This window comes from Dictyobacter sp. Z7_2 (assembly GCF_057551105.1).
The window spans coordinates 1,814,699-1,835,519 of record NZ_BAAJPE010000002.1 but is presented as its reverse complement, the minus strand read 5'-3'; the positions used below and the strand labels follow the sequence as shown (position 1 = coordinate 1,835,519).

33 protein-coding genes and 1 pseudogene are annotated in these 20,821 nt (G+C 51.9%); all 34 read left to right on the top strand.

All coding sequences use genetic code 11. The features are described from left to right. Positions 1 to 104 precede the first annotated feature (104 nt). Complete coding sequence (gene tuf, locus AC27N8_RS21260) at positions 105 to 1,310, top strand: elongation factor Tu (protein ID WP_487069408.1); 1,206 nt, start codon at positions 105 to 107, stop codon at positions 1,308 to 1,310. 99 nt (positions 1,311 to 1,409) lie between these two features. Next, positions 1,410 to 1,727 (top strand): 30S ribosomal protein S10, encoded by a 318-nt coding sequence (rpsJ, locus tag AC27N8_RS21255; RefSeq protein ID WP_487069407.1) that lies wholly within the window; start codon positions 1,410 to 1,412, stop codon positions 1,725 to 1,727. Positions 1,728 to 1,782: 55 nt separating this feature from the next. Then, a complete protein-coding gene (rplC, locus tag AC27N8_RS21250) occupies positions 1,783 to 2,589 on the top strand; it encodes a 50S ribosomal protein L3 (RefSeq protein ID WP_487069406.1) in 807 nt (268 codons plus the stop codon). A gap of 5 nt (positions 2,590 to 2,594) precedes the next feature. After that, positions 2,595 to 3,320, top strand: coding sequence for a 50S ribosomal protein L4 (rplD, locus tag AC27N8_RS21245; RefSeq protein ID WP_487069405.1), 726 nt, complete (start codon positions 2,595 to 2,597; stop codon positions 3,318 to 3,320). A gap of 17 nt (positions 3,321 to 3,337) precedes the next feature. Then, the gene (gene rplW / locus AC27N8_RS21240) at positions 3,338 to 3,634 is read left to right on the top strand and encodes a 50S ribosomal protein L23 (protein WP_487069404.1); all 297 of its coding nucleotides are present in this window, start codon (positions 3,338 to 3,340) and stop codon (positions 3,632 to 3,634) included. A gap of 13 nt (positions 3,635 to 3,647) precedes the next feature. Beyond that, complete coding sequence (rplB, locus tag AC27N8_RS21235; RefSeq protein ID WP_487069403.1) at positions 3,648 to 4,487, top strand: 50S ribosomal protein L2; 840 nt, start codon at positions 3,648 to 3,650, stop codon at positions 4,485 to 4,487. A gap of 3 nt (positions 4,488 to 4,490) precedes the next feature. Then, positions 4,491 to 4,778, top strand: a complete 288-nt coding sequence (rpsS, locus tag AC27N8_RS21230; RefSeq protein WP_487069402.1) for a 30S ribosomal protein S19 — start codon at positions 4,491 to 4,493, stop codon at positions 4,776 to 4,778. A gap of 134 nt (positions 4,779 to 4,912) precedes the next feature. Continuing rightward, on the top strand, positions 4,913 to 5,269 hold the full coding sequence (rplV, locus tag AC27N8_RS21225; protein ID WP_487069401.1) for a 50S ribosomal protein L22: 357 nt from the start codon (positions 4,913 to 4,915) through the stop codon (positions 5,267 to 5,269). 24 nt (positions 5,270 to 5,293) lie between these two features. Further along, complete coding sequence (gene rpsC / locus AC27N8_RS21220) at positions 5,294 to 6,382, top strand: 30S ribosomal protein S3 (RefSeq protein WP_487069400.1); 1,089 nt, start codon at positions 5,294 to 5,296, stop codon at positions 6,380 to 6,382. A 14-nt stretch (positions 6,383 to 6,396) separates the two neighbouring features. Further along, positions 6,397 to 6,828, top strand: coding sequence for a 50S ribosomal protein L16 (gene rplP / locus AC27N8_RS21215; RefSeq protein WP_487069399.1), 432 nt, complete (start codon positions 6,397 to 6,399; stop codon positions 6,826 to 6,828). Next, a complete protein-coding gene (rpmC, locus tag AC27N8_RS21210; protein WP_487069398.1) occupies positions 6,815 to 7,039 on the top strand; it encodes a 50S ribosomal protein L29 in 225 nt (74 codons plus the stop codon). Before rplP ends, rpmC begins: the two co-directional genes overlap by 14 nt. Next, entirely contained in the window at positions 7,023 to 7,406 is a 384-nt protein-coding gene (gene rpsQ / locus AC27N8_RS21205) for a 30S ribosomal protein S17 (RefSeq protein WP_487069397.1), read from the top strand. Before rpmC ends, rpsQ begins: the two co-directional genes overlap by 17 nt. Before the next feature lie 13 nt (positions 7,407 to 7,419). Further along, the gene (gene rplN, locus AC27N8_RS21200) at positions 7,420 to 7,788 is read left to right on the top strand and encodes a 50S ribosomal protein L14 (protein WP_487069396.1); all 369 of its coding nucleotides are present in this window, start codon (positions 7,420 to 7,422) and stop codon (positions 7,786 to 7,788) included. An 11-nt stretch (positions 7,789 to 7,799) separates the two neighbouring features. Then, a complete protein-coding gene (rplX, locus tag AC27N8_RS21195) occupies positions 7,800 to 8,186 on the top strand; it encodes a 50S ribosomal protein L24 (protein WP_487069395.1) in 387 nt (128 codons plus the stop codon). Positions 8,187 to 8,191: 5 nt separating this feature from the next. Continuing rightward, entirely contained in the window at positions 8,192 to 8,734 is a 543-nt protein-coding gene (gene rplE / locus AC27N8_RS21190; RefSeq protein ID WP_487069394.1) for a 50S ribosomal protein L5, read from the top strand. Positions 8,735 to 8,750: 16 nt separating this feature from the next. Then, positions 8,751 to 8,936 carry a type Z 30S ribosomal protein S14 gene (locus AC27N8_RS21185; protein WP_487069393.1) on the top strand — a complete coding sequence of 62 codons (186 nt, stop codon included), beginning with the start codon at positions 8,751 to 8,753 and terminating at the stop codon, positions 8,934 to 8,936. 74 nt (positions 8,937 to 9,010) lie between these two features. After that, positions 9,011 to 9,406 (top strand): 30S ribosomal protein S8, encoded by a 396-nt coding sequence (gene rpsH / locus AC27N8_RS21180; RefSeq protein WP_487069392.1) that lies wholly within the window; start codon positions 9,011 to 9,013, stop codon positions 9,404 to 9,406. A gap of 13 nt (positions 9,407 to 9,419) precedes the next feature. Continuing rightward, positions 9,420 to 9,995, top strand: a complete 576-nt coding sequence (gene rplF, locus AC27N8_RS21175; protein WP_487069391.1) for a 50S ribosomal protein L6 — start codon at positions 9,420 to 9,422, stop codon at positions 9,993 to 9,995. Between the two features lie 246 nt (positions 9,996 to 10,241). After that, entirely contained in the window at positions 10,242 to 10,904 is a 663-nt protein-coding gene (locus tag AC27N8_RS21170; protein ID WP_487069390.1) for a 50S ribosomal protein L18, read from the top strand. 160 nt (positions 10,905 to 11,064) lie between these two features. Then, positions 11,065 to 11,562 (top strand): annotated as a pseudogene (rpsE, locus tag AC27N8_RS21165) (30S ribosomal protein S5); the annotation flags it as partial. A 231-nt stretch (positions 11,563 to 11,793) separates the two neighbouring features. After that, positions 11,794 to 11,988, top strand: a complete 195-nt coding sequence (rpmD, locus tag AC27N8_RS21160) for a 50S ribosomal protein L30 (protein WP_487069389.1) — start codon at positions 11,794 to 11,796, stop codon at positions 11,986 to 11,988. Continuing rightward, positions 11,975 to 12,505 carry a 50S ribosomal protein L15 gene (gene rplO, locus AC27N8_RS21155; RefSeq protein ID WP_487069388.1) on the top strand — a complete coding sequence of 177 codons (531 nt, stop codon included), beginning with the start codon at positions 11,975 to 11,977 and terminating at the stop codon, positions 12,503 to 12,505. Before rpmD ends, rplO begins: the two co-directional genes overlap by 14 nt. 102 nt (positions 12,506 to 12,607) lie before the next feature. Then, positions 12,608 to 13,936 (top strand): preprotein translocase subunit SecY, encoded by a 1,329-nt coding sequence (secY, locus tag AC27N8_RS21150; RefSeq protein ID WP_487069387.1) that lies wholly within the window; start codon positions 12,608 to 12,610, stop codon positions 13,934 to 13,936. 105 nt (positions 13,937 to 14,041) lie between these two features. Then, positions 14,042 to 14,695, top strand: a complete 654-nt coding sequence (locus AC27N8_RS21145) for an adenylate kinase family protein (RefSeq protein ID WP_487069386.1) — start codon at positions 14,042 to 14,044, stop codon at positions 14,693 to 14,695. A gap of 350 nt (positions 14,696 to 15,045) precedes the next feature. Beyond that, positions 15,046 to 15,264, top strand: a complete 219-nt coding sequence (gene infA / locus AC27N8_RS21140; protein ID WP_126626664.1) for a translation initiation factor IF-1 — start codon at positions 15,046 to 15,048, stop codon at positions 15,262 to 15,264. Positions 15,265 to 15,523: 259 nt separating this feature from the next. After that, a complete protein-coding gene (gene rpmJ, locus AC27N8_RS21135; protein WP_151755519.1) occupies positions 15,524 to 15,640 on the top strand; it encodes a 50S ribosomal protein L36 in 117 nt (38 codons plus the stop codon). 76 nt (positions 15,641 to 15,716) lie between these two features. Then, positions 15,717 to 16,100: a 30S ribosomal protein S13 gene (gene rpsM, locus AC27N8_RS21130; RefSeq protein ID WP_487069385.1), complete on the top strand. Its 384-nt coding sequence runs from the start codon at positions 15,717 to 15,719 to the stop codon at positions 16,098 to 16,100. A 26-nt stretch (positions 16,101 to 16,126) separates the two neighbouring features. Beyond that, positions 16,127 to 16,525: a 30S ribosomal protein S11 gene (rpsK, locus tag AC27N8_RS21125; RefSeq protein WP_487069384.1), complete on the top strand. Its 399-nt coding sequence runs from the start codon at positions 16,127 to 16,129 to the stop codon at positions 16,523 to 16,525. Positions 16,526 to 16,556: 31 nt separating this feature from the next. After that, on the top strand, positions 16,557 to 17,183 hold the full coding sequence (rpsD, locus tag AC27N8_RS21120; protein ID WP_487069383.1) for a 30S ribosomal protein S4: 627 nt from the start codon (positions 16,557 to 16,559) through the stop codon (positions 17,181 to 17,183). 250 nt (positions 17,184 to 17,433) lie between these two features. Further along, a complete protein-coding gene (locus AC27N8_RS21115) occupies positions 17,434 to 18,417 on the top strand; it encodes a DNA-directed RNA polymerase subunit alpha (RefSeq protein ID WP_487069382.1) in 984 nt (327 codons plus the stop codon). 1 nt (position 18,418) lies between these two features. Next, a complete protein-coding gene (locus tag AC27N8_RS21110) occupies positions 18,419 to 19,045 on the top strand; it encodes a bL17 family ribosomal protein (protein ID WP_487069381.1) in 627 nt (208 codons plus the stop codon). A 59-nt stretch (positions 19,046 to 19,104) separates the two neighbouring features. Further along, complete coding sequence (gene truA / locus AC27N8_RS21105) at positions 19,105 to 19,899, top strand: tRNA pseudouridine(38-40) synthase TruA (protein ID WP_487069380.1); 795 nt, start codon at positions 19,105 to 19,107, stop codon at positions 19,897 to 19,899. After that, entirely contained in the window at positions 19,899 to 20,369 is a 471-nt protein-coding gene (gene rplM, locus AC27N8_RS21100; protein ID WP_487074721.1) for a 50S ribosomal protein L13, read from the top strand. Before truA ends, rplM begins: the two co-directional genes overlap by 1 nt. Positions 20,370 to 20,392: 23 nt before the next feature. Beyond that, the gene (gene rpsI, locus AC27N8_RS21095; protein WP_487069379.1) at positions 20,393 to 20,806 is read left to right on the top strand and encodes a 30S ribosomal protein S9; all 414 of its coding nucleotides are present in this window, start codon (positions 20,393 to 20,395) and stop codon (positions 20,804 to 20,806) included. Positions 20,807 to 20,821: the final 15 nt, after the last annotated feature.

Genomic DNA, 20,821 nt, shown 5'->3' with positions numbered 1-20,821 from the left:
ACTATCTCGGTGCCGAACTCAGGGAATAGGCCGACCGAGCGTAAGTATCTTTAAATACGTGTCCTGCCGGGTGCAGGAGAATGAAACAACAAAGAGGTATTGACATGGCGAAGAAAAAGTTCGAGCGGACAAAGCCGCATGTGAACATTGGAACAATTGGACACATTGACCATGGCAAGACGACCCTGACAGCTGCTATCACGAAAGTGCTGGCGAATGCTCAGCTTGCCAAATATACGGCTTTTGACCAGATCGACAAAGCTCCCGAAGAGCGCGAGCGTGGTATCACGATCTCGATTGCTCACCTGGAGTATGAGACCGAGAAGCGTCACTATGCACACGTGGACTGCCCTGGTCACGCTGACTATATCAAAAACATGATCACCGGTGCCGCTCAGATGGACGGCGCTATTCTCGTGGTGAGCGCCCCTGATGGTCCGATGCCACAGACGCGTGAGCACGTTCTGCTTGCTCGTCAGGTAGAAGTACCAGCCATGGTTGTCTTCCTGAACAAGGTCGACATGATGGACGACGAAGAGTTACTCGAATTGGTGGAGCTGGAAGTACGCGAACTGCTCTCCAAATACGATTTCCCTGGCGACGATGTTCCTGTCGTACGTGGATCAGCGCTGGCCGCTCTGGAGAGCAAAGGCGATCTGTCTCGCAACGACGAGGCCGCCAAGCCGATCTGGGAGTTGATGGATCAGGTAGACAGCTACATCCCCACCCCTCCTCGTGCAACCGATCAGCCGTTCATGATGCCTATTGAAGATGTCTTCGGTATTAAAGGTCGCGGCACCGTCGCCACCGGACGTATCGAGCGTGGCGTCGTCAAAGTCGGTGAAAACGTCGAGATCGTTGGCATGCAAGAGACGACCCGCAACGTCGTCGTTACCGGCGTCGAGATGTTCCAGAAGACCCTGGATTCCGGTCAGGCCGGTGACAACGTTGGCTGTCTGCTGCGTGGTATTGAGCGCACCGACATCGAGCGTGGTCAGGTCCTGGCGAAGCCCGGATCGATCAAGCCGCACAAAAACTTCCTGGCAGAGGTCTATGTCCTCTCAAAAGAAGAGGGCGGACGTCACACCCCATTCTTCAACGGCTATCGCCCTCAGTTCTACGTGCGGACAACCGACGTAACTGGCGCGATCAAGTTGAAAGAGGGCGTGGAGATGGTGATGCCTGGCGATAACGTCGAGATGACGGTGGAACTGATCCAGCCGGTCGCGATGGAAGAGGGCGTAAAGTTCACAATCCGTGAAGGTGGCCGAACCGTTGGTGCTGGCATCTGCACAAAAGTGCTTAATTAAGCATTGCTAGCAGGGGTTATGGATAGAGCTCAAGGAAGACGCATAAACGTAGAGATGAGCCCAATTGCCCTCTGACCCCTATCCGTACAGGAGAGAAAAATGGCCGCAGGAGTGAAACAGCGCATTCGCATTCGCCTTAAGGCATACGATCATCGTATCTTGGACCAGTCGGCGATTCAGATTGTGGATACAGCGCAACAGACCGGAGCACGTGTCTCAGGCCCAGTGCCGTTGCCTACTGAGATCGATAAATATACCGTGATGCGTTCACCGTTTATCGACAAAGATGCACGCGAACAGTTCGAGATTCGTACTCACAAGCGTTTGATCGATATCATTGATCCGACGAACAAGACAGTTGAGGCCCTGACACGTTTGAACCTGCCCGCAGGCGTGGATATCGAAGTAAAACTGTAGGGGCTGCTGGAAAAGCACTGATACATCCCCTAGAGTTGAAGAGAGGTTTAGAAATATGCTGAATGCATTATTGGGCAGGAAGGTCGGCATGACCCAGGTATTTGGACCGAATGGAACGGCTATTCCCGTCACGATCATCGAGGCTGGCCCTTGTGTGATCACGCAGGTAAAGACCGTGGCCCAGGATGGATATGAAGCGGTCCAACTCGGTTTCGAAGACGCCACATTGAAAAATGTCTCGCGCCCAGAACTTGGTCATCTCGGACATAGTCTGCCATTGCTCAAAGGACAGCGGAAGTCGTTGCAGACCCATCAGCAAGCGCAACGTGCTGACGCCAAAGCGGAGGGTGAGACCGAGACCGAATCCGCGAAGAAAAAAGATACGAAACAGATTCAGAAACTGTTGAAGATTCAGTCGAACCGTCAACGCCGCCCGGGTCCAGCACTTGGTCCTTTCAAAGTCCTGCGTGAAGTAGGGCTTGATGAGAGCACCGAGGGCGTAGAACTGGGAGCCAAAATTGACGTCAGCCTGTTCCGAGATGGTGAGTCAGTAGACATCGTGGGAACGACCAAAGGTAAGGGCTTCCAGGGCGGCGTCAAACGACATGGATTTGCTGGTGGACCGAAGACTCATGGTCAGTCGGACCGCCATCGTGCACCAGGCTCGATTGGTTCAGGTACCACTCCAGGGCGCGTACTGAAGGGAACCAGAATGGCTGGTCACATGGGTAACGCACGTGTGACGGCGAAGAAATTACAAGTGATACAAGCTGATCCCACGCGCAACCTGTTAGTGATCAAAGGCTCGGTGCCCGGTGCTAATGGCAGCTTGGTCATGATTAAAAAGCATGTGATGAGGTAACCGAAATGCCCTCGACTACAGTATATAATCAGGCCGGAGAGGCCGTAGAACAGCTCGAACTGAGCGAGCAGGTGTTCGGAGTTATCCCTAACGTAGCGGTTCTCCATCAGGTTGTGACAGCACAACTGGTCAATCGCCGGCAAGGTAACGCCTCAACCAAGACTCGCGCAGAAGTCAAAGGTGGCGGTAAAAAGCCGTATCGACAAAAAGGTACAGGCCGCGCTCGTCAGGGTAGTCAGCGTGCCCCACAGTTCCGCCATGGTGGTGTTGTCTGGGGTCCCCGACCGCATATTTACCATCACGATGTCCCGAAAAAGGTCAGACGTCTGGCGATTCGTTCGGCTCTGTCGGACAAAGTAGCCAACTCGACCTTGATTGTGGTCAATGACCTGATCCTCCATACTCCTAAAACCAGGGATATGTTGGAAATCCTGGGAAAATTGCCTGCCAGCGAAGGCAAAAAAGTACTTGTGGTGTTGCCGAGCCGCGACGAAAATGTGGTCTTATCGACACGCAATATTCCAACGGCAAAAGTGCAGCATGTCTCCTCGATTAACGTTGTGGAGTTGCTCAAGCATGATTATGTCATCATGCCAGTCAAAACCGTGCGCTGGATTGAATTAGTTTTCGGCGAGGGCCTGAGTGCAGAGGACGCGAGCGTCAAGATTGCAGAAGATGCAGTTGTTGAGGCCGCCGATGATGACACCACGCCAGCTGAGAGCGAAGCGTAAGGCGAGGAGGAGATACTGTGGAGATCACAGAAATACTGCGCAAAGGTATCGTGACTGAAAAAACAGTCAAGTTACAAGAGCGAAATCAGTATACATTTGAAGTGGCATTGACCGCGACCAAAGTTGATATCCGTCGGGCGGTTGAGCAACTGTTCAAAGTAAAAGTCACCTCGGTGAATACTTTGCGCATGCCCGGTAAGCCAAAGTCGATTCGCCGACGTGGTGCTGCTCCTCGACCGGTAGAGGCCCGCGAATGGAAAAAAGCGATTGTCACGCTCGCAGAGGGCGAATCAATCGATGCGTTGAAGGCATAGGGAGATTTGAGAGATGCCAACAAGACAGTATAAACCCACATCTCCTGGACGTCGCGGAATGTCGGTCTCGACCTTCGAGGAGATCACAAAGACTCGCCCGGAGAAGTCTCTGACAGTCAAATTGCAGAAGCATGCTGGCCGTAACAACCAGGGCAAGATCACCACTCGTCATCATGGCGGTGGTGCCAAGCGCGCCTACCGTATTATTGACTTCAAACGCAATAAGACGGGCGTTCCTGCCAAAGTAGCGGCGATTGAGTATGATCCAAATCGCACCTCACGTATTGCACTCCTGCATTATCTTGATGGTGAGAAGCGGTACATCATCGCTCCTGTTGGCCTGCACGTGGGAGATCGCGTTGAGGCTGGTCCCGATGCCGATATCAGTATCGGTAACGCCCTGCCATTGAAGAACATCCCCACGGGTACCACGATTCACAACATCGAGTTGGAGCCAGGTCGTGGTGGTCAGATGGTGCGTGGTGCGGGTGGCGGTGCGCAGTTGATGGCGAAAGAGGGCGATTACGCCCAGGTTCGCTTGCCATCAGGTGAGCAGCGTCGCGTGCATATCACGTGCATGGCAACCATTGGTCAGGTCGGCAACACCGATCACGAGAATCAGAGCATTGGTAAGGCCGGACGTTCGCGTCACCTGGGCCGCCGCCCAACCGTTCGTGGATCTGTTATGAACCCGCGCGACCATCCTCATGGTGGTGGTGAGGGCCGAGCACCTATTGGTGGTAAGCCACAGACTCCCTGGGGCAAACCTGCTATGGGCTTCAGGACCCGTCGTAACAAAAGAACGGATCCCTTCATTGTCCGACGCCGCAATGCAGGCAGGAGGAAGAAATAGCACATGTCGCGCTCAAGAAAAAAAGGTCCATACATTCATGAGTCACTCAGGAAAAAAGTCCTGGTTATGCGCAAGACCGGCGATCGCCGCGTGATCAAGACCTGGTCACGAGCTTCGATGATCTTCCCAGAGATGGTCGGTATGACCATCGGCGTGCATAATGGTAAGACCCATGTACCAGTTTTCATCAGTGAGAACATGGTGGGCCATAAATTAGGTGAATTTGCTCCTACACGTCACTATCGTGGACATGCTGGTGGCAAAAACGAAAAAACTACTAGCGTTCGTTAGTGGTAAGTTAAAGTGGCTTCATTGATGAGCCCTCCGAGGAGAGTGCCGGGACCATATAAGGTTGTCCCAGGGGCCGACCAAAAGTTTAAAATTTGAAATGGTGCCCCTTCCTCGGGGTATAATGTGAGGTAGAGATGCAAGTCAGGGCTATTGCAAAAGATATTGGCATTCCGCCGCGCAAGATGCGTCTGGTCACGAACGCGGTGAAAGGGCTTCGGGTAAATGAGGCTCTGGCTATTCTCCAGTTCTTGCCCCAAGCTGGCGCGACACCTGTAAGCAAGGTGGTAGCTTCGGCAGCGGCCAATGCGGAGAATAACTACAATCTCAATCCAGATGAACTGTATATATTGAATATTGTGGCGGATGACTCGTTCCGAATTAAACGCGTGAAACCACGGTCTCATGGTCGGGCAGCTCGCATTTTACGACGCTTTTGTCATGTCACAGTGATTGTCTCAGATGATCCAGCTGACGCTGGTAGTCGTCGTTAGAGACAGTTAAGAAGGAGGACACTTTTGGGACATAAAGTGCATCCCAATGGGTTCAGGCTCGGCGTCGTAAGAGGATGGCAATCCCGTTGGTATGCTGAGCATGATTATAAAGATATTCTGGCCGAAGATTTCAAAATTCGCCGAATTATCACCAAGGAACTTGCCAATGCTTCGGTCTCACAAATTGAGATCGAGCGCACCGCCGCAGATCAGGTACTCGTCAAAGTTCATACAGCCCGTCCTGGTATTGTGATTGGCAAGAACGGCGATAAAGTAGACAAGCTCAGAGCTCTACTGGAAGACAAGACCAAGAAGCGCCGCGTGCGCATGGACATCGTCGAGATCCGCCAGCCGGAACTGGACGCCCTCCTGGTTGGTCGCAGCATCGCCGAGCAGTTAGAGAAGCGCGTATCTTTCCGACGTGCCATGAAACAGGCCGTCCAGAAGTCCATGCGTGCCAACGCAAAAGGTATCAAAGTCATTTGTGCCGGTCGCTTAGGTGGCGCGGAAATCGCTCGTACTGAAAAAGAAGTCGAGGGAAGCGTTCCGTTGCAGACCCTGCGTGCCGACATCGATTATGGTCAGACCGAGGCCCACACAACATTTGGTGTCATTGGCATCAAAGTGTGGATCTACAAAGGTGATATACTACCAAGCAAGCGCCGTGAATTGGCTGAACAGCAAGTGGAAGCAGCCGCACATCAGAACAACGCCCCTCGCGGTGGCGGACGTGATGATCGTCGCGGTAATGAGCAGCGTCGTGGTCGCAATGACCGCCCTCAAGCGGGTGGTGATCGTGCCCCACGTGCACCGGGAGATCGTCCTCGTGGAGGAGACCGTGGCCCACGTCCAGCAGGCGACAACCGCCCAGCTGGTGATAGGCCCCAGCGTCCGCCACGCCCAGCGGGAGATCGTCCAGTAGGTGAGCGCAGTCCACGTCCAGTAGGTGGAGACCGTGGTCCCCGACCAGCAGGCGACAGCCGTCCAGCTGGTGATAGACCCCAGCGTCCACCTCGTCAGCCACGTCCTGAGCAGGCAGCACCGGCCAGCGAGAGCACCACAACGCCGACGCCCGCGCCAGCACCTGAAACAGGGGCCACTCAGAGCGAGTAGAGGAGAGCGAAGCCATGTTATTGGCACCATCACGTACAAAGTATCGTCGACAACATCGTGGACGCATGAGGGGCGAGGCCGTACGCGGCAGCACCCTCTCGTTCGGCGAATTTGGGCTGCAAGCCCTGGAAGCCTGTTGGATGGAGGCCCGTCAGATCGAGTCCGCCCGTATTGCGCTCACCCGCTTCATGAAGCGTGGTGGTAAAGTATGGATTCGTGTTTTCCCTGACAAGCCTATTTCCGCCAAACCGGCTGAGACTCGTATGGGTAGTGGTAAAGGTGCAGTCGATCACTGGGTGGCAGTTGTCAAACCAGGTCGTATCATCTTTGAGATCGGCGGAGTCAGCGAAGAGATTGCTAAAGAAGCTGTGCGCCTGGCCGGTCACAAACTCCCTGTTAAGACCCGCTTTATTACAAGAGGGGAGGCTGGCAGTGTCGAAGCTTAGTGATCGCCGTAAAGAAGTTGCCGATCTGAACGTGATTGAAGTTCAGAAGCAGGTTCAGGAATTACGCTTGAAATTGTTCCAACTCCGCTTGCAGCAGCAGCGCGGTGAAGTAAAAAATAGCCGTGTGTTTGCACAGACGCGTAAGGATATTGCGCGCTTGCAGCATCGCTTAACCATATTGGAGAATGAGCAAGATGACACAGCAATCTAATGCTGCGCTCACTCCCGAAGAAGCCATGGCGGCGGCTAAGAAAACTAGCCATCGCCAGCAAAAAGTCGGGAAAGTAGTCAGCAACAAAGCGGACAAGACGATTGTTGTCGTCGTAGAGTCCTTAAAGAAGCATCGCATCTACAAGCGTACGTACAAGCAGACAAAACGCTTTTATGCGCATGATGAGAATAACACCTCTCAGGTAGGCGATCTGGTTCGTATCGAAGAAAGCCGTCCGCTGAGCAAATTAAAACGCTGGCGTCTGGTCCAAATCGTAAAGAACAGTTCCGGCATTGTGCCTGTCGCACAAGTTGTAGCTGAAGTCGACCCTGATCTGAACAGCGACTCTAACGAGTCAGCAGAATAGGGAGATTTGACAGATGATTCAGCCACAATCACGACTGAAAGTCGCCGACAACACTGGCGCAAAAGAAATCATGTGCATTCGTGTCATGAGTGGTTCAGCGAAACGCTATGCCACCGTGGGCGATGTAATTAAAGCTTCGGTCAAGCAGGCTACACCAAATGGACAGGTGAAAAAGGGCGATGTTGTGAACGCTGTAATCGTGCGCGTCTCGAAAGAGTACTCGCGCCCCGATGGCTCACACATTCGCTTTGATGAGAACGCTGCCGTGATTATTGCCGCCGGTAATAACCCACGTGGTACGCGTATCTTTGGCCCTGTGGCCCGCGAGTTACGTGAAAAGAACTTTACACGACTCGTTTCGCTTGCACCAGAAGTGCTTTAACGGGGAAAAAGATGGCAAAAAATTTAAAAGAGAAAAAGCCTCTCCACCTTGCCAAATTAAATATCAAGAAGGGCGACACCGTCGTCATTCTGGCCGGTAAGGATCGGGATAAAGTGGGCACTGTGTCACGTGCGCTGCCTCAGGACAACAAAGTCATTGTTGAAGGCCTGAACGTCGTGAAGAAGCATGTGCGCCCACAGGGTCAGACGAGACAGGGCGGTATCATCGAGAAGGCTATGCCGATACACGTCTCGAACGTCATGTTAAAGTGCACAGAGTGTGGAGAGTACACTCGTGTCGGTCATGAGCGTCGTCCTATCGGTGAAGACCAGAAGCTGCGTTCTGTGCGCATCTGCAAGAAATGCCAGAAGGTCGTGGCTGACAGGACGAGGAGTTAAGTAGTATGGCAACAGCATTTAAAGAGCGATATCGCCAGGATGTTATACCTGCCTTGCAGAAGGAATTCAATTATGAAAATCCTATGCAGGTTCCCGGTATCCACAAAGTTGTCGTAAACATCGGAATGGGAGAAGTCATCCAGAACGCGAAAGCTATGGATGCCGCAGTCGCCGACCTGGCCACCATCACTGGTCAGCATCCGGTGGTGACACGCGCCAAGAAGTCAGTTGCAGCCTTCAAATTACGTGAAGGTATGCCAATTGGTTGTATGGTGACGTTGCGCGGTCAACGTATGGACTACTTCCTGGACAAGTTAATCAACGTAGCCTTACCACGTATCCGTGACTTCCAGGGCATCTCCCCTGAGGCATTCGATGGACGTGGCAACTATACACTGGGCCTACGTGAGCAACTGGTCTTTCCTGAGATTGACTACGACAAAATCGATAAGCTGCGCGGTATGGAGATTACGATCGTAACGACCGCGAAAACGGACCAGGAAGGGCGTCGGCTGCTCGCTTTATTGGGCATGCCCTTTAAGAAGTAACGCTGGAGGGCGATTAATGGCAAAAACATCAATGATTGTAAAGTCGCAGCGCAAGCCCCGATTTAAGGTGCAGCAGCATAACCGCTGTCAAGTCTGCGGCCGACCACGCGCGTATATGCGCAAATTCGGTCTCTGCCGTATCTGTTTCCGCGAACGTGCGTTGCGCGGCGAACTGCCCGGTGTCACAAAATCGAGCTGGTAGAAACGCGAAGATGAAAGGACATGTTGCAAGAAAGCTTGAAGGCTTTGACTGCTACATGATGTGGAGGAACATCCATGAATATGACTGATCCCATTGCGGATATGCTCACGCGCATTCGTAATGCGGCAGCAGCACGACATACTCGCGTTTTAGTTCCGGCTTCAAAAATGAAGCTGAGTCTCGCGCGCGTGCTCAAAGAAGAAGGCTACATCAAGGACATCGAGATCCTGAAAGATAATCCGCAGGGGACACTGCGCCTGACATTGCGTTACTCAGACAAGAAACCTGTTGTCACGCAGTTGAAGCGCGTCAGTAAGCCCGGTTTGCGCGTATATACGAAGCAAGCTAACATTCCCCGCGTACGCGGTGGACTGGGCGTGGCGATCCTTTCAACACCACAGGGCTTGATGACCGGTTCGAACGCTTACAGGCATGGTCTTGGCGGCGAAGTCATCTGCTACGTTTGGTAGAGGGAGGTATCCTATGTCTCGTATTGGACGTGCTCCAATCATTGTCCCTCCAAAAGTACAGTTGGAATGGACAGACGGCAACCTGGTGACCGTCAAAGGCCCAAAGGGCGAACTCTCACAGCAGATCAATCCTGATCTGCAATTGAAGCTCGAGAACGGCGAACTGACCGTTTCTCGTCCTTCAGATAGCCGAGAGCATCGCTCAATGCACGGCCTCTATCGCTCACTGATCAACAACATGGTGGTCGGCGTCACGACTGGATATACCAAGTCATTGGAGATTCACGGCGTCGGTTATCGTGCGAACAAAGTTGGCAATAACCTGGTGATTCTGGTTGGCTTCTCGCATCCGATCGAAGTGCAGCCACCTGAGGGCATCACCGTCTCCTTTGACGGCATCGATGCAGCCACCAAGGCCACAAAGATCAGCGTCAGCGGTATCGACAAGCAGCTTGTCGGAGCAGTGGCAGCGGAGATCCGCCGCGTGCGTAAGCCTGAGCCTTATAAAGGCAAAGGTATCCGCTATGCTGGTGAGAAGATTCGTCGCAAAGCTGGTAAAGCTGGTAAAGTCGGCGGCAAAAAGAAATAATTAGCAGTGCACTCTTTCGTGTCCGTGATACAATCTAGCGTAGTAATTAATGCCATAGATTGTCACGGATGCGACTTTCTGTCTATCAGTTGTGACAAAATTCGCGACTGTAGGCAGAGTGTGGTACTATACTATGGGTTCATTTGACGAACCAGGCATTTTACCACATGGAAGCACCTCAGGTGTGTCAGACACACCATGTCATAAACGCGGCAATCACGAGGACAAAGTTCCACGAGAGACGTAGTGCCGACCACGTCGCTCTCAACCTCCTCGGCTCGCGTATCAAAGAAAGGGGAATTGCAAAAGATTGCCTCTCATCGTACCGGCAAAATCTTTTGTAATGCAATTATGATTAAGAGATTTGAAGCTAATAAGGCGCGGCTGCGGCGGCACCAGCGTATACGTCGCCATCTCGAAGGTACTTCGTCACGTCCACGTTTGAATGTATTTCGCAGTGGACATCATATCTATGCACAGGTAATCGACGATACTACTGGTCGCACGTTGGCGGCAGCCTCATCTCTGGATGAGAGTCTGCACGATTTCAAATATGAGCCACCTGCCTCAACCACAAGCGAGAGCACGGAAGCACAGCCAACGTCAGAGCGTGAAGTTGTCGAAGTCTCCGCTGAAGCACCTGTTGCCACCAAAGGCAAGGGAGCAAAGCAGACTCGTGCTGCACAGCCGGTCGCAGAGAAAAAAGTAAAGAAGACTCCTGTTGAGCAACTTGCAGGCATCGCCGCAAACCGTAAGGTTGCTCTGGCACGTGAAGTTGGCAAGATTGTCGCTCAGCGTGCGAAAGAGCAGGGCGTGACCCGCGTTGTCTTTGATCGTGCTGGTTATGCTTTCCATGGACGAGTCGCTGCGCTAGCTGAAGGCGCTCGTGAAACCGGCCTGGATTTCTAGGCCGCACGACAACCTTTCATGCGTGTGATGACGAAACGAGAGTGGCTGGACACACGCGAAATGAATGTATTGTGAAAGCCACACAAGCTTGAGTTCTGGCCTGGTATCATCCAGTCCAACACAAAACACGCGTGAATTTAGAGGAGATAAGACAGAAATAATGGCAAGAATAGATGCTTCAAAACTGAACCTTGAAGAGACAGTGGTGGAAGTCAGCCGTGTCTCCAAGGTGGTCAAAGGCGGCCGACGGTTTAGTATTCGTGCCCTGGTTGTGATCGGTGATCATAACGGACACGTTGGCTTCGGCTTCGGCAAAGCGGGTGAGTATACAGAGGCGATTCGTAAGGGTGTAGAGGATGCAAAGAAAAATCTGGTAGAGATTCCTCTGACCGGTACGACGATCCCCTTTGCCATCACATCGAGCTTTGGCGCTTCTGAGGTGATGTTGAAACCTGCTGCTCCTGGTACTGGTGTTATCGCCGGTGGCGCGGTCCGTGCGGTCATGGAGTCCGCTGGTGTGCGTGATATTCTGACGAAGACCCTGGGTAGCACGAACAAGGCCAATACCGTCCAGGCAACCGTTAAGGGATTGCGCGAGTTGCGCTCGGCGGATGCCGAAGCTGCACGTCGCGGTAAGACTGTTGTTGAACTTCTGGGTAAGAAGCGTGCTGACCAGCTCGCTGCTGCTACAGTTGCCGCCGCCGAACAGGCTGCCGCAGCTCGTGCTGCCAGAGAAGAAGAGCTCCGTGAGAACCGTGCGGTATCCAATCGACGCGGTGATCGTGGTGGCGATCGACGTGGCGGCAATGACCGTGGTGGCGATCGACGCAGCGGTGGCGGCGGAGATCGTAGCGGCGGCGGTAGCGGTCGTCGATAGGGAGTAAGTATCATGGCAAAATTACGTGTAAAATGGGTCAAAAGCTCTATCGGCTACCCAAAAGATCAGAAAGAAACAATTAAGGCTCTCGGCTTGCACAAACTTCAGAACACGGTGGAGCATAACGATCAGCCTGCTGTACGCGGAATGATCCGCAAGGTGAGCCACCTGGTTCAAGTAGAGGAGATTGTCAGTGAAACTCTCTGATTTACAGCCAGCCCCCGGCTCCCATAAAAGGGAGCGCCGCCTTGGCCGTGGTCACGGCTCTGGTCGTGGAAAGACCGCTGGCCGTGGTACAAAAGGACAGAAGGCGCGTACCGGTGGACATGTAAACCGCTCGTTTAACGGTGGTCAGACACGTCTCTCCAAGCGTTTACCGTTCGTTCGTGGTCTTGGTAATAACACCACCCCTTTCCAGGACGACTATACTATTATTAACATCGTAGACCTTGAATTGTTTGATGAGGGCACACAGGTTCATCCGAAGGATCTGTTGACACGCGGCCTTCTGACAGCATCGCAGAGCCGGGGATTGATAAAAATCCTGGGTGATGGCGAACTCGATCATCCTTTGACCGTACACGCGCATAAATTTTCAGCGAGTGCTAAGGCCAAGATCGAAGCGGCCGGCGGTAGCGTCGAAATCATTCCAATGAAGGTGCACGAAAAGACCAAACGACGTCAAGACGGGAACGAGCATACAGCCACACCTGTTCAGGCTTAACAATAGCAAAGAGCGCCAGGGAGTTATCTCCTTGGCCTCTTGTTTATCTGTATCGGCCGAGGGTTATTCTGTGTTGGCGTTCTTTGTAAAAAGGAGGCTCTCATGTGGGAAAAACTGCGTAGTATTTGGACAGTCCCCGATCTGCGCAAAAAGATCCTCTTCACCCTGGGAATGCTGTTAGTATTCCGCATCCTGGCTCATATCAATGTGCCTCTGACGGCCGATGAGCAGAAGACTTTGCAAGGTATTGTCTCCAATGGCAATACTGGCCTGGGTCAGCTGTTGGGCCTGCTGGATGTGTTCTCTGGTGGATCTTTGCAGACCTTTTCAATCGTCTCTTTCTCTGTCTATCCGTATATTACTGCTACCATCGTGATGCAGCTTTTGCAGCCAATCATTCCAGCGCTGCAGAACTTGTCCACCCAGGGAGAGTCAGGTCGTCTGCGCTTCAGCCAGATTACCCGTATCATTGCGGTTCCACTGGCTTTCTTACAGGCTCTGGGACAATGTGCGCTCTTCCAGCAGCAGAAAGTATTGACGAATTTTAACTTGTTTGATCCTGCATATGCCTTGCAGGGGTTCGCTATTTTGGCATCACTGGTGGCAGGTACAATGATTCTGGTCTGGCTTGGTGAATTGATCACCGAAAAAGGCATCGGTAACGGTATCTCAATCATCATCCTTGCCAACATTCTGAGCAATCTGCCAAAGTATGTTTCACAGGGCGTAACGGCTGCACAATCTGGTGGTAGTACAGCGATTGTGAGCATCGGTGTATTTCTGATTATTGGTGTCATCACCATCATCGGGATTATCTACATCTATCTGGGTCAACGCCGCGTGCCAGTTCAATATCCGACCAAGCGCAGTGTTGGTCGTGGTATGCTGGTAGGTTCGGCTCAGACGACCTACATCCCCATGCAGATCAACAGTGCCGGTATGATTCCACTGATCTTCGCATCCTCAATGTTGCTCTTCCCAACGGTAATTGTGCAGTACCTGAGTACGAATAACACGCCATGGGTCAAGGATACAGCACTGTGGATTGCGTCGAACGTGATTAATACCAGCGATTGGTGGTATTGGGTGATTAACTTTTTGCTTGTGGTCGCTTTCACCTACTTTTATGCGTATGTGTTGTGGCAGCAGCAAAACATTCCGGAGAACCTGCAAAAGCAGGGTGCGTTTATCCCAGGCTATCGTCCGGGTGAGCCGACGAGTAAGTATCTGTTCACGATTTTAAATCGTATCACGCTGGCAGGAGCACTGTTTCTGGGCGTGATCACAGTCTTACCATTCGTGGCTCGTGTCGGCGGAAACCAGATGCTGGGAGCCGCCTCGCTCTTAATTGCAGTCGGTGTTGTACTCGACACTGTGCGACAGTTGGAATCTCAAATGGTCATGCGTAACTATTCGGGTTTTCTTTCTTAGACAAGGGGTTTGTGCAGTGGCTGTACCACTATGTTCCCTTGACTGTCTCTCATTCGCGGAGAAGTGCAGTGTAGCATTTCTCCGAGACTTCGTCGGAGGAAAATCGTGAATATAATCCTGTTCGGTGCACAGGGATCGGGGAAGGGGACCCAGGCGAAATTACTTGCTCGATCTCTTGGTATTCATCATGTGTCAAGTGGAGACCTTTTTCGTAAAGCGTCTGTGGATGGTTCTGAGTTAGGGAAAAAAGCGCAAACGTACTTTGATCGCGGAGATCTTGTCCCCGATGACTTAACCGTGACGATGGTCTTGGAGCATATCTCTAAGCCTGAATTTGTTCACGATGGAGTTCTGCTCGACGGTTTCCCCCGCAATACGGTGCAGGCGCAGGCACTTGACAAAGGGTTAGCACAGCGTGATCAGATGATAAATGGCAGTGTTTACCTGGACGTTCCGCGTGATATCTTACTTCATCGGCTGACAGGTCGCTACATTTGTCGTGCTCACCAACACGTGTATAATATCGACACGAATCCTCCAAAAGTCCCGGGAATCTGTGACCAGGATGGTAGTGAACTCTATCAAAGAGTAGACGATACCGGCCCGGCTGTTCATAAGCGTCTAGACATTTTCTTTAATGAAACGATACTGTTGTTAGATTATTATAAACAGCAAAATAAACTCAAGACCATTGATGGGAATCGTAGCATTGATCTTGTGGCCAAGAGCCTGATCGAAGCTGCGCAGAGTTTTAGATAAATCCGTAGTCTGCTAGTAGATCGATAATAAGCATAGAAGTTTGTTGTCGATCTGCGAACGTTTAGTATGTATACACAAGGCTTGTGCGGTGGGGCGCGTTACCACTAGTGGTACCTGCACGAGGGAAAATTCCAAAAAGGAAAATTCCCCTCGACACTCTAGAGAAAGTATGCTATAATTCGTAGTTGGCTGCAGCAGTATTTACTGCTGCCCTTTTATACTTTCAAGCGCATAGATAACTGCAATATAATCCGCGATTGCTCATGCGAAGGCTGCCGCACAAAGCGCGTTTGGTATAGATATATGCAGGTAGTAGCGAACGTAGGTCCCGCCGCTAGGGAAAGGATGTTATGCCAAAAAAGGATGAAATTGAGGTTGAGGGCAAGATACTGGAGTCCCTCCCCAATGCCATGTTCAAAGTAGAGATTGATGAAAACCATCAGGTTTTAGCTGTCCTATCAGGGCGTATGCGTATGAATTTCATACGTATCGTGCCAGGTGATAAGGTGAGGGTCGTGCTGTCCCCCTATGACCTGACACGAGGGCGCATAACATGGCGCGCGCGATGATGTTGCCTCTGGCTTGCTGATGTGCTGATCCCTGGGGTTGAGCACACAAGCATCATTGTTCCTTTTCTCCTATCGGTACTTTTTCGGTCAGTTGGGCTGCATAAGAGGAAGCATGTAAGTTCCGTTCATGTGATTCTGGTTTGCAGTTCCATACCTCATCGCTGTCAGTGAGTAGAGAGAGCTGTGCGCCTTGAAACTTCTGAGTGGTTGTGGGGATAGTTGTGAATTTCTGAGTCTCAAACAAGAAGAGAGGCAAGACATGAAGGTAAGCGCCTCGGTAAAACCGCGCTGTGATGGCTGCAAAATCATTCGCCGCAATCGTGTGGTGATGGTGATTTGTAGCAAAGATCCAAAACATAAACAAAAACAAGGCTAATCAGGGGTTTCGGATCTTAGATTACCTGCATACAAGCAGAGCAAATAAGATCCGAAACGTGAAGCTGGAGGAAAAGATGGCAAGAATTGCCGGTGTAGATATTCCACGAGAGAAGCGTGTGGAGATTTCGCTGTGCTACATCTACGGAATTGGGCTGACAACCAGCCGCAAGATCCTGGACAGAACACGCATTAACCCGGATACACGTGTGAAGAACCTGAGCGAGGAAGAGGTCAATCGACTTCGTGAAGTCATCGACCGTGAATTTAAAGTTGAAGGCGATCTGCGTCGTGAAGTTGATATGAATATCAAACGGCTGATCGAAATTAACTGCTATCGTGGTATGCGCCACCGCCGTAACCTGCCAGTACGTGGCCAGCGAACGCGAACCAATGCGCGTACGCGCCGTGGTCCAAAGCGTACAGTTGCAGGCAAGAAGAAAGCGGCAGCGAAAAAGTAGCGTAGCGCAGGAGAGAAGTTTTAAAAATGGCAGACAAGAAGAAACCAACGGGCAAAGTCAGGCGGCGTGAACGTAAATCTGTTCCCCGTGGGCAGGCGCACATCCAGGCCACATTCAATAATACCATCGTGACCCTCACCGATCCTAATGGAAACGTTCTTTCATGGGGCAGCGCGGGTGGTCAGGGCTTCAAAGGCTCACGTAAGAGCACTCCATACGCCGCGCAGGTGACTGCTGAGACAGCAGCGCGCAAGGCGATGGATCATGGCTTACGACAGATTGATGTCTTTGTCAAAGGCCCTGGCTCTGGCCGTGAGGCGGCTATCCGCTCATTGCAGCAGGCCGGCCTTGCCGTCACTTCAATTACAGATGTTACACCTATTCCGCACAATGGCTGTCGACCACCAAAGCGTCGTCGTGTATAGCCGGACTGATCGGTGAGGAGGAAAGAACTAGATGGCACGTTATACCGGCCCCGTTTGCAAACTGTGCAGACGTGAGGGGGTAAAACTTTTCTTAAAGGGCGACAAGTGCATGACAAAATGTACCCTGGAGCGCCGCCCTACAAAGCCAGGACAGCATGGTACCAGCCGCGCTCGTAAAGAGTCTGGTTATGCCAAGCAGTTACGCGAGAAGCAGCGCGTACGTCGTACATACGGTGTATTAGAGCGCCAGTTCGTGAAGCATTTTGGTCTGGCTGCAAACCGTCCCGGGAAGACCAGCGAGAATCTCTTACATATCTTAGAGATGCGCCTGGATAACCTGGTCTATCGCCTTGGCTTTGCCGATTCACGTGCGCAGGCACGTCAGCTGGTAAACCATGGTCACTTCGCAGTCAATGGCCGCAAGACAGATATTCCATCCTTTATCGCCAAGCCAAATGATGTGATCGCTGTGCGCGAGCGCAGTAAGGGAATTGAGTATTTCAAGGCCCGCTCTTTGATGCTAGCTCAAAAGGGTGTTCCTACCTGGTTAGGTCTGAACATCAACGAATTATCTGGTCGCGTCATAACCATACCCTCACGAGCGGATCTCGAACTACCCTTCGATGAGCAGATGGTGGTGGAGTATTACCAGCGTTAAGCGCTTGAGTTGGCGGAGACTTCATGGCACACGCCCGCGCTCTTTGCTATTGCAACAAAAGAGTTCCTGGCAAGTGTCGCAGGCTTGTGTGTTAGAAGGGTTTAGTCCGTGTCTGATTGATCTTTCGGAAGATGGATCGCATCAGTGCGAAGAACTCTTGGACTACCAGCGTTCTGGGTTTTGTCTCCCTGATCAAGTTGTCTTGTGAGCGCTACTGGACCTGGTAGAAAAAGAAAGGCAGGTTAGAACCTTGCTAGATATTGTACTACCTCGCATAAAAAATACAAAGACTCAAGGCAATTATGCGAGTTATGATATAGAGCCGTTAGAGGCTGGGTATGGCATGACCCTTGGCAATTCGTTGCGGCGTGTATTGCTGTCTTCGTTGCCTGGTGCGGCCGTAACCTCTATTCGCATCGAGGGTGTACAGCATGAGTTTCAGGACATCCCTAACGTGATGGAAGATGTGACTGATATCGTGTTGAATGTCAAACGTTTGCGCTTACGCTCCTTCTCGGACCATCCTGTGTCGATGCGTCTGGAAGTCAGCGGAGCTCGCGAAGTGACAGCAGCAGATATCATCGCTCCCAGCACGGTAGAGATTGTGAATCCTGAGCTGCATATCGCCACACTCGATAACGATAATGCACGTCTCGATATGGAACTGGTTGTCGAGACGGGTCGGGGCTACGTTCCTGCCGACTCAAAAGAGGATCAGCCGATCGGGGTCATCCCGGTTGATGCTATCTATACGCCTGTGCCAAAGGTGAGTTATACCGTTGAGCATACGCGTGTAGGGCAGATGACAAACTTTGATAAAATTGTGCTTGAAATTACGACGGATGGGACGATTGTGCCCGATGAGGCATTACGTCAGGGTGCGGATATCCTGGTGCGGCATTTGACTCTGCTCGCCAATTATCGCGCCGAGTTGCCACCAGAGCTTGATAAGCCACCTCTGAGCAGCTTGCCCATCCCCCAGAAGATCTATGATACTCCCATTGAAGAACTTGATCTCTCGGTACGCGCTTACAATTGCTTGAAGCGTAGTAATATCACGAAAGTTGGTCAGGTCCTCTCGATGAACGAGGAAGATCTGCTGGGCGTACGCAATTTCGGTGAGAAGAGCCTGCAAGAGTTGCGCGAGCGACTGCTTGTACGTAACTTCCTGCCAAATCCGCGCACGAGCACCGTCGGAGCCGATTCAGACGGCGATCACGAAATGGAGGAATAAGTTGAGACACCGAATTGCTGGCAACCGGATGGGTATGCCGGAGCCGCGTCGTCGGTCTGCTCGACGTAATCTGATGGCAGGTCTCATCCGATACGATCGTATACAGACGACCGAAGCACGTGCACGTGCGATCCGTGGAGAAGTAGAAAAGCTGATCTCCGTGGCAGTAAAGGGGCGTGAAGATGCCCGCAAACATCTGGCAACAGTTGTGACTGACGAAGACAAGGCTACCAAGGTGCTGGATTTTGCACGCAAAGGTCGCTTCTCACTCGATCATAGTGTTGGTTCTAATGAGGATCGCGCTGTATTGCTCAAAGCTCCTTTGACCGATAAAGGACGCAAATTCCAGGAAGATAAGTTGAAGGCTCGCCGCGAAGAGCTCTTGAGCATTTTCTCGAATGAGGGCGATGCTGAGAGAGGCTTGAACGCTGCCTACGCTGCGATGGTGATTGAGCTGCATGCTCGCCGCCAAATCTTGAGCGCCTTGCCCGATGAGCTGGTTGTTAAGAAACTGTTTGAAGAATTGGCTCCTCGTTATCTGGGTCGTCCTGGTGGTTACACGCGTATCACAAAGCTGGGTCGCCGTAAAGGTGATGCGGCTGAGATCGCACAGATTGCCCTGGTCTAGGAAGATATTGCACGCGGAACTTGATGTAGCGCGTCCAATCTTGGATCTCTTAAATTGATATGAACATTGCTTGTGGTATTGAGTATGATGGCACTGATTTTCGTGGCTTTCAACGGCAATCAGAAAATGTAGGGCCGACGGTGCAGGGAGCATTGGAGCGAGCTATTGAGCGTGTCTCTGGAAATGTCTTCTCTGTCGTGAACAGTGCCGGGCGTACCGATGCTGGCGTGCATGCGAGTGGGCAGGTTATCCATTTTCACACGCATGCTCAGCGCGAGCCTGAGGTATGGCTGAATGGGCTCAATGCTCTTTTACCAAAGACGGTGGCGGTGCGATGGGTGAAGGTGATGCCCGAAGGGTTTCACTCTCGCTTTAGCGCCAGGAGTCGTGAGTATCGCTATACGATCTGGAATGATCCCGCGCCGACGGCTTTACGGTCCAGATTTAGCTATCATTATTCTCATGCTCTAGATGCAGATCTCATGAATGAAGCTTGTCAGGCCCTGCTGGGTCGCCATGATTTTAGCGCATTTGGACATAGTCCTAATGACACGAACCCTTTGAAACCCGGGCCACACTCGTGTGTTCGTACGATGTTAGCAGCACGTTGCATACGTCCAGAGGCAAACGAACTCATCTATTGTGATTTTACTGCGAATTCTTTTCTGACAGGACAGGTCCGTAGAATGGTTGGGACGCTCTTGCTCGTGGGGCAGAGGCGTCTGAGTCTTGCAGAATTCCGTGAAATTTTGCAACGTGCAGATAAGGTACATCCTGGTTTCGCGGCCCCGCCACAAGGGCTGTGCCTGGTACGGGTTGACTACCCTGAAAATTTTGGAGTAACGAACAAATGATAAAGACATACAGCGCCAAGGCCGCTGATCTGCAACCCAATTGGTACGTCATTGATGCCGAGGGTCAGATCATGGGTCGCCTTGCAACACAGATTGCGCATATTTTGCGTGGTAAACATAAACCTACCTTCACACCACATCTCAATAGCGGAGATTTCGTGATTGTGATCAACGCCGATAAGATCGCTGTCACAGGCAATCGCCTGGAGCAGAAAGTCTATTATCGCCATTCACAGTACCCCGGTGGATTGAAGAAGACAACCTTGCGTCAGACATTGGAAGGTAAACATCCAGAGCGCGCCCTTGAACATGCCATTCGTGGTATGGTCATGCACAATCGCCTGGGCTCCCAGATTATGTCTCGCTTGAAGATCTACGCCGGCCCGACGCATCCCCACGAGGCCCAGCAGCCAGTTATCTGGACAGGCCCCGAGGCGTTGTTGGAGCAGGCTAAGGCTACTAAGGCTTAAAGTAAAGAAGAGGAGAACAGACCTTGGCTGACATTTCAAGGAATGACTACTACTACGGTATGGGACGACGTAAGACGGCTGTTGCTCGCGTCCGCCTCATCCCCAATGGCGATGGTAGCATCACAATCAATGGCAAACCTGCCGTGAATTACTTCGGACAGCGCGATACACATCTGGCAGCCGTCGCTGCTCCCTTGCGTGCGCTCGATCTGAATGGCTCTGCCTATTCACTGACCGTCCGCGTCGTAGGCGGCGGTTCAAGCGGTCAGGCTGGCGCAATCCGCCACGGTCTGGCACGCGCCCTGGTACGCATGAATCCTGATAACAAGCTTGCTCTGCGCAAAGCTGGCTATCTCACCCGCGATCCACGGATGAAGGAAAGAAAGAAACCAGGTTTGAAACGTGCCCGTAAGGCCCCACAGTATACAAAGCGTTAAGCTTCAGTATTCTGC

Bases quoted from the DNA above. Each gene is read 5' to 3' on its own strand.
- tuf (WP_487069408.1), top strand. From the start codon at position 105: ATGGCGAAGAAAAAGTTCGAGCGGACAAAGCCGCATGTGAACATTGGA.
- rpsJ (WP_487069407.1), top strand. From the start codon at position 1,410: ATGGCCGCAGGAGTGAAACAGCGCATTCGCATTCGCCTTAAGGCATAC.
- rplC (WP_487069406.1), top strand. From the start codon at position 1,783: ATGCTGAATGCATTATTGGGCAGGAAGGTCGGCATGACCCAGGTATTT.
- rplD (WP_487069405.1), top strand. From the start codon at position 2,595: ATGCCCTCGACTACAGTATATAATCAGGCCGGAGAGGCCGTAGAACAG.
- rplB (WP_487069403.1), top strand. From the start codon at position 3,648: ATGCCAACAAGACAGTATAAACCCACATCTCCTGGACGTCGCGGAATG.
- rpsS (WP_487069402.1), top strand. From the start codon at position 4,491: ATGTCGCGCTCAAGAAAAAAAGGTCCATACATTCATGAGTCACTCAGG.
- rplV (WP_487069401.1), top strand. From the start codon at position 4,913: ATGCAAGTCAGGGCTATTGCAAAAGATATTGGCATTCCGCCGCGCAAG.
- rplP (WP_487069399.1), top strand. From the start codon at position 6,397: ATGTTATTGGCACCATCACGTACAAAGTATCGTCGACAACATCGTGGA.
- rpsQ (WP_487069397.1), top strand. From the start codon at position 7,023: ATGACACAGCAATCTAATGCTGCGCTCACTCCCGAAGAAGCCATGGCG.
- rplN (WP_487069396.1), top strand. From the start codon at position 7,420: ATGATTCAGCCACAATCACGACTGAAAGTCGCCGACAACACTGGCGCA.
- rplX (WP_487069395.1), top strand. From the start codon at position 7,800: ATGGCAAAAAATTTAAAAGAGAAAAAGCCTCTCCACCTTGCCAAATTA.
- rplE (WP_487069394.1), top strand. From the start codon at position 8,192: ATGGCAACAGCATTTAAAGAGCGATATCGCCAGGATGTTATACCTGCC.
- AC27N8_RS21185 (WP_487069393.1), top strand. From the start codon at position 8,751: ATGGCAAAAACATCAATGATTGTAAAGTCGCAGCGCAAGCCCCGATTT.
- rpsH (WP_487069392.1), top strand. From the start codon at position 9,011: ATGAATATGACTGATCCCATTGCGGATATGCTCACGCGCATTCGTAAT.
- rplF (WP_487069391.1), top strand. From the start codon at position 9,420: ATGTCTCGTATTGGACGTGCTCCAATCATTGTCCCTCCAAAAGTACAG.
- rpmD (WP_487069389.1), top strand. From the start codon at position 11,794: ATGGCAAAATTACGTGTAAAATGGGTCAAAAGCTCTATCGGCTACCCA.
- secY (WP_487069387.1), top strand. From the start codon at position 12,608: ATGTGGGAAAAACTGCGTAGTATTTGGACAGTCCCCGATCTGCGCAAA.
- infA (WP_126626664.1), top strand. From the start codon at position 15,046: ATGCCAAAAAAGGATGAAATTGAGGTTGAGGGCAAGATACTGGAGTCC.
- rpmJ (WP_151755519.1), top strand. From the start codon at position 15,524: ATGAAGGTAAGCGCCTCGGTAAAACCGCGCTGTGATGGCTGCAAAATC.
- rpsM (WP_487069385.1), top strand. From the start codon at position 15,717: ATGGCAAGAATTGCCGGTGTAGATATTCCACGAGAGAAGCGTGTGGAG.
- rpsK (WP_487069384.1), top strand. From the start codon at position 16,127: ATGGCAGACAAGAAGAAACCAACGGGCAAAGTCAGGCGGCGTGAACGT.
- rpsD (WP_487069383.1), top strand. From the start codon at position 16,557: ATGGCACGTTATACCGGCCCCGTTTGCAAACTGTGCAGACGTGAGGGG.
- truA (WP_487069380.1), top strand. From the start codon at position 19,105: ATGAACATTGCTTGTGGTATTGAGTATGATGGCACTGATTTTCGTGGC.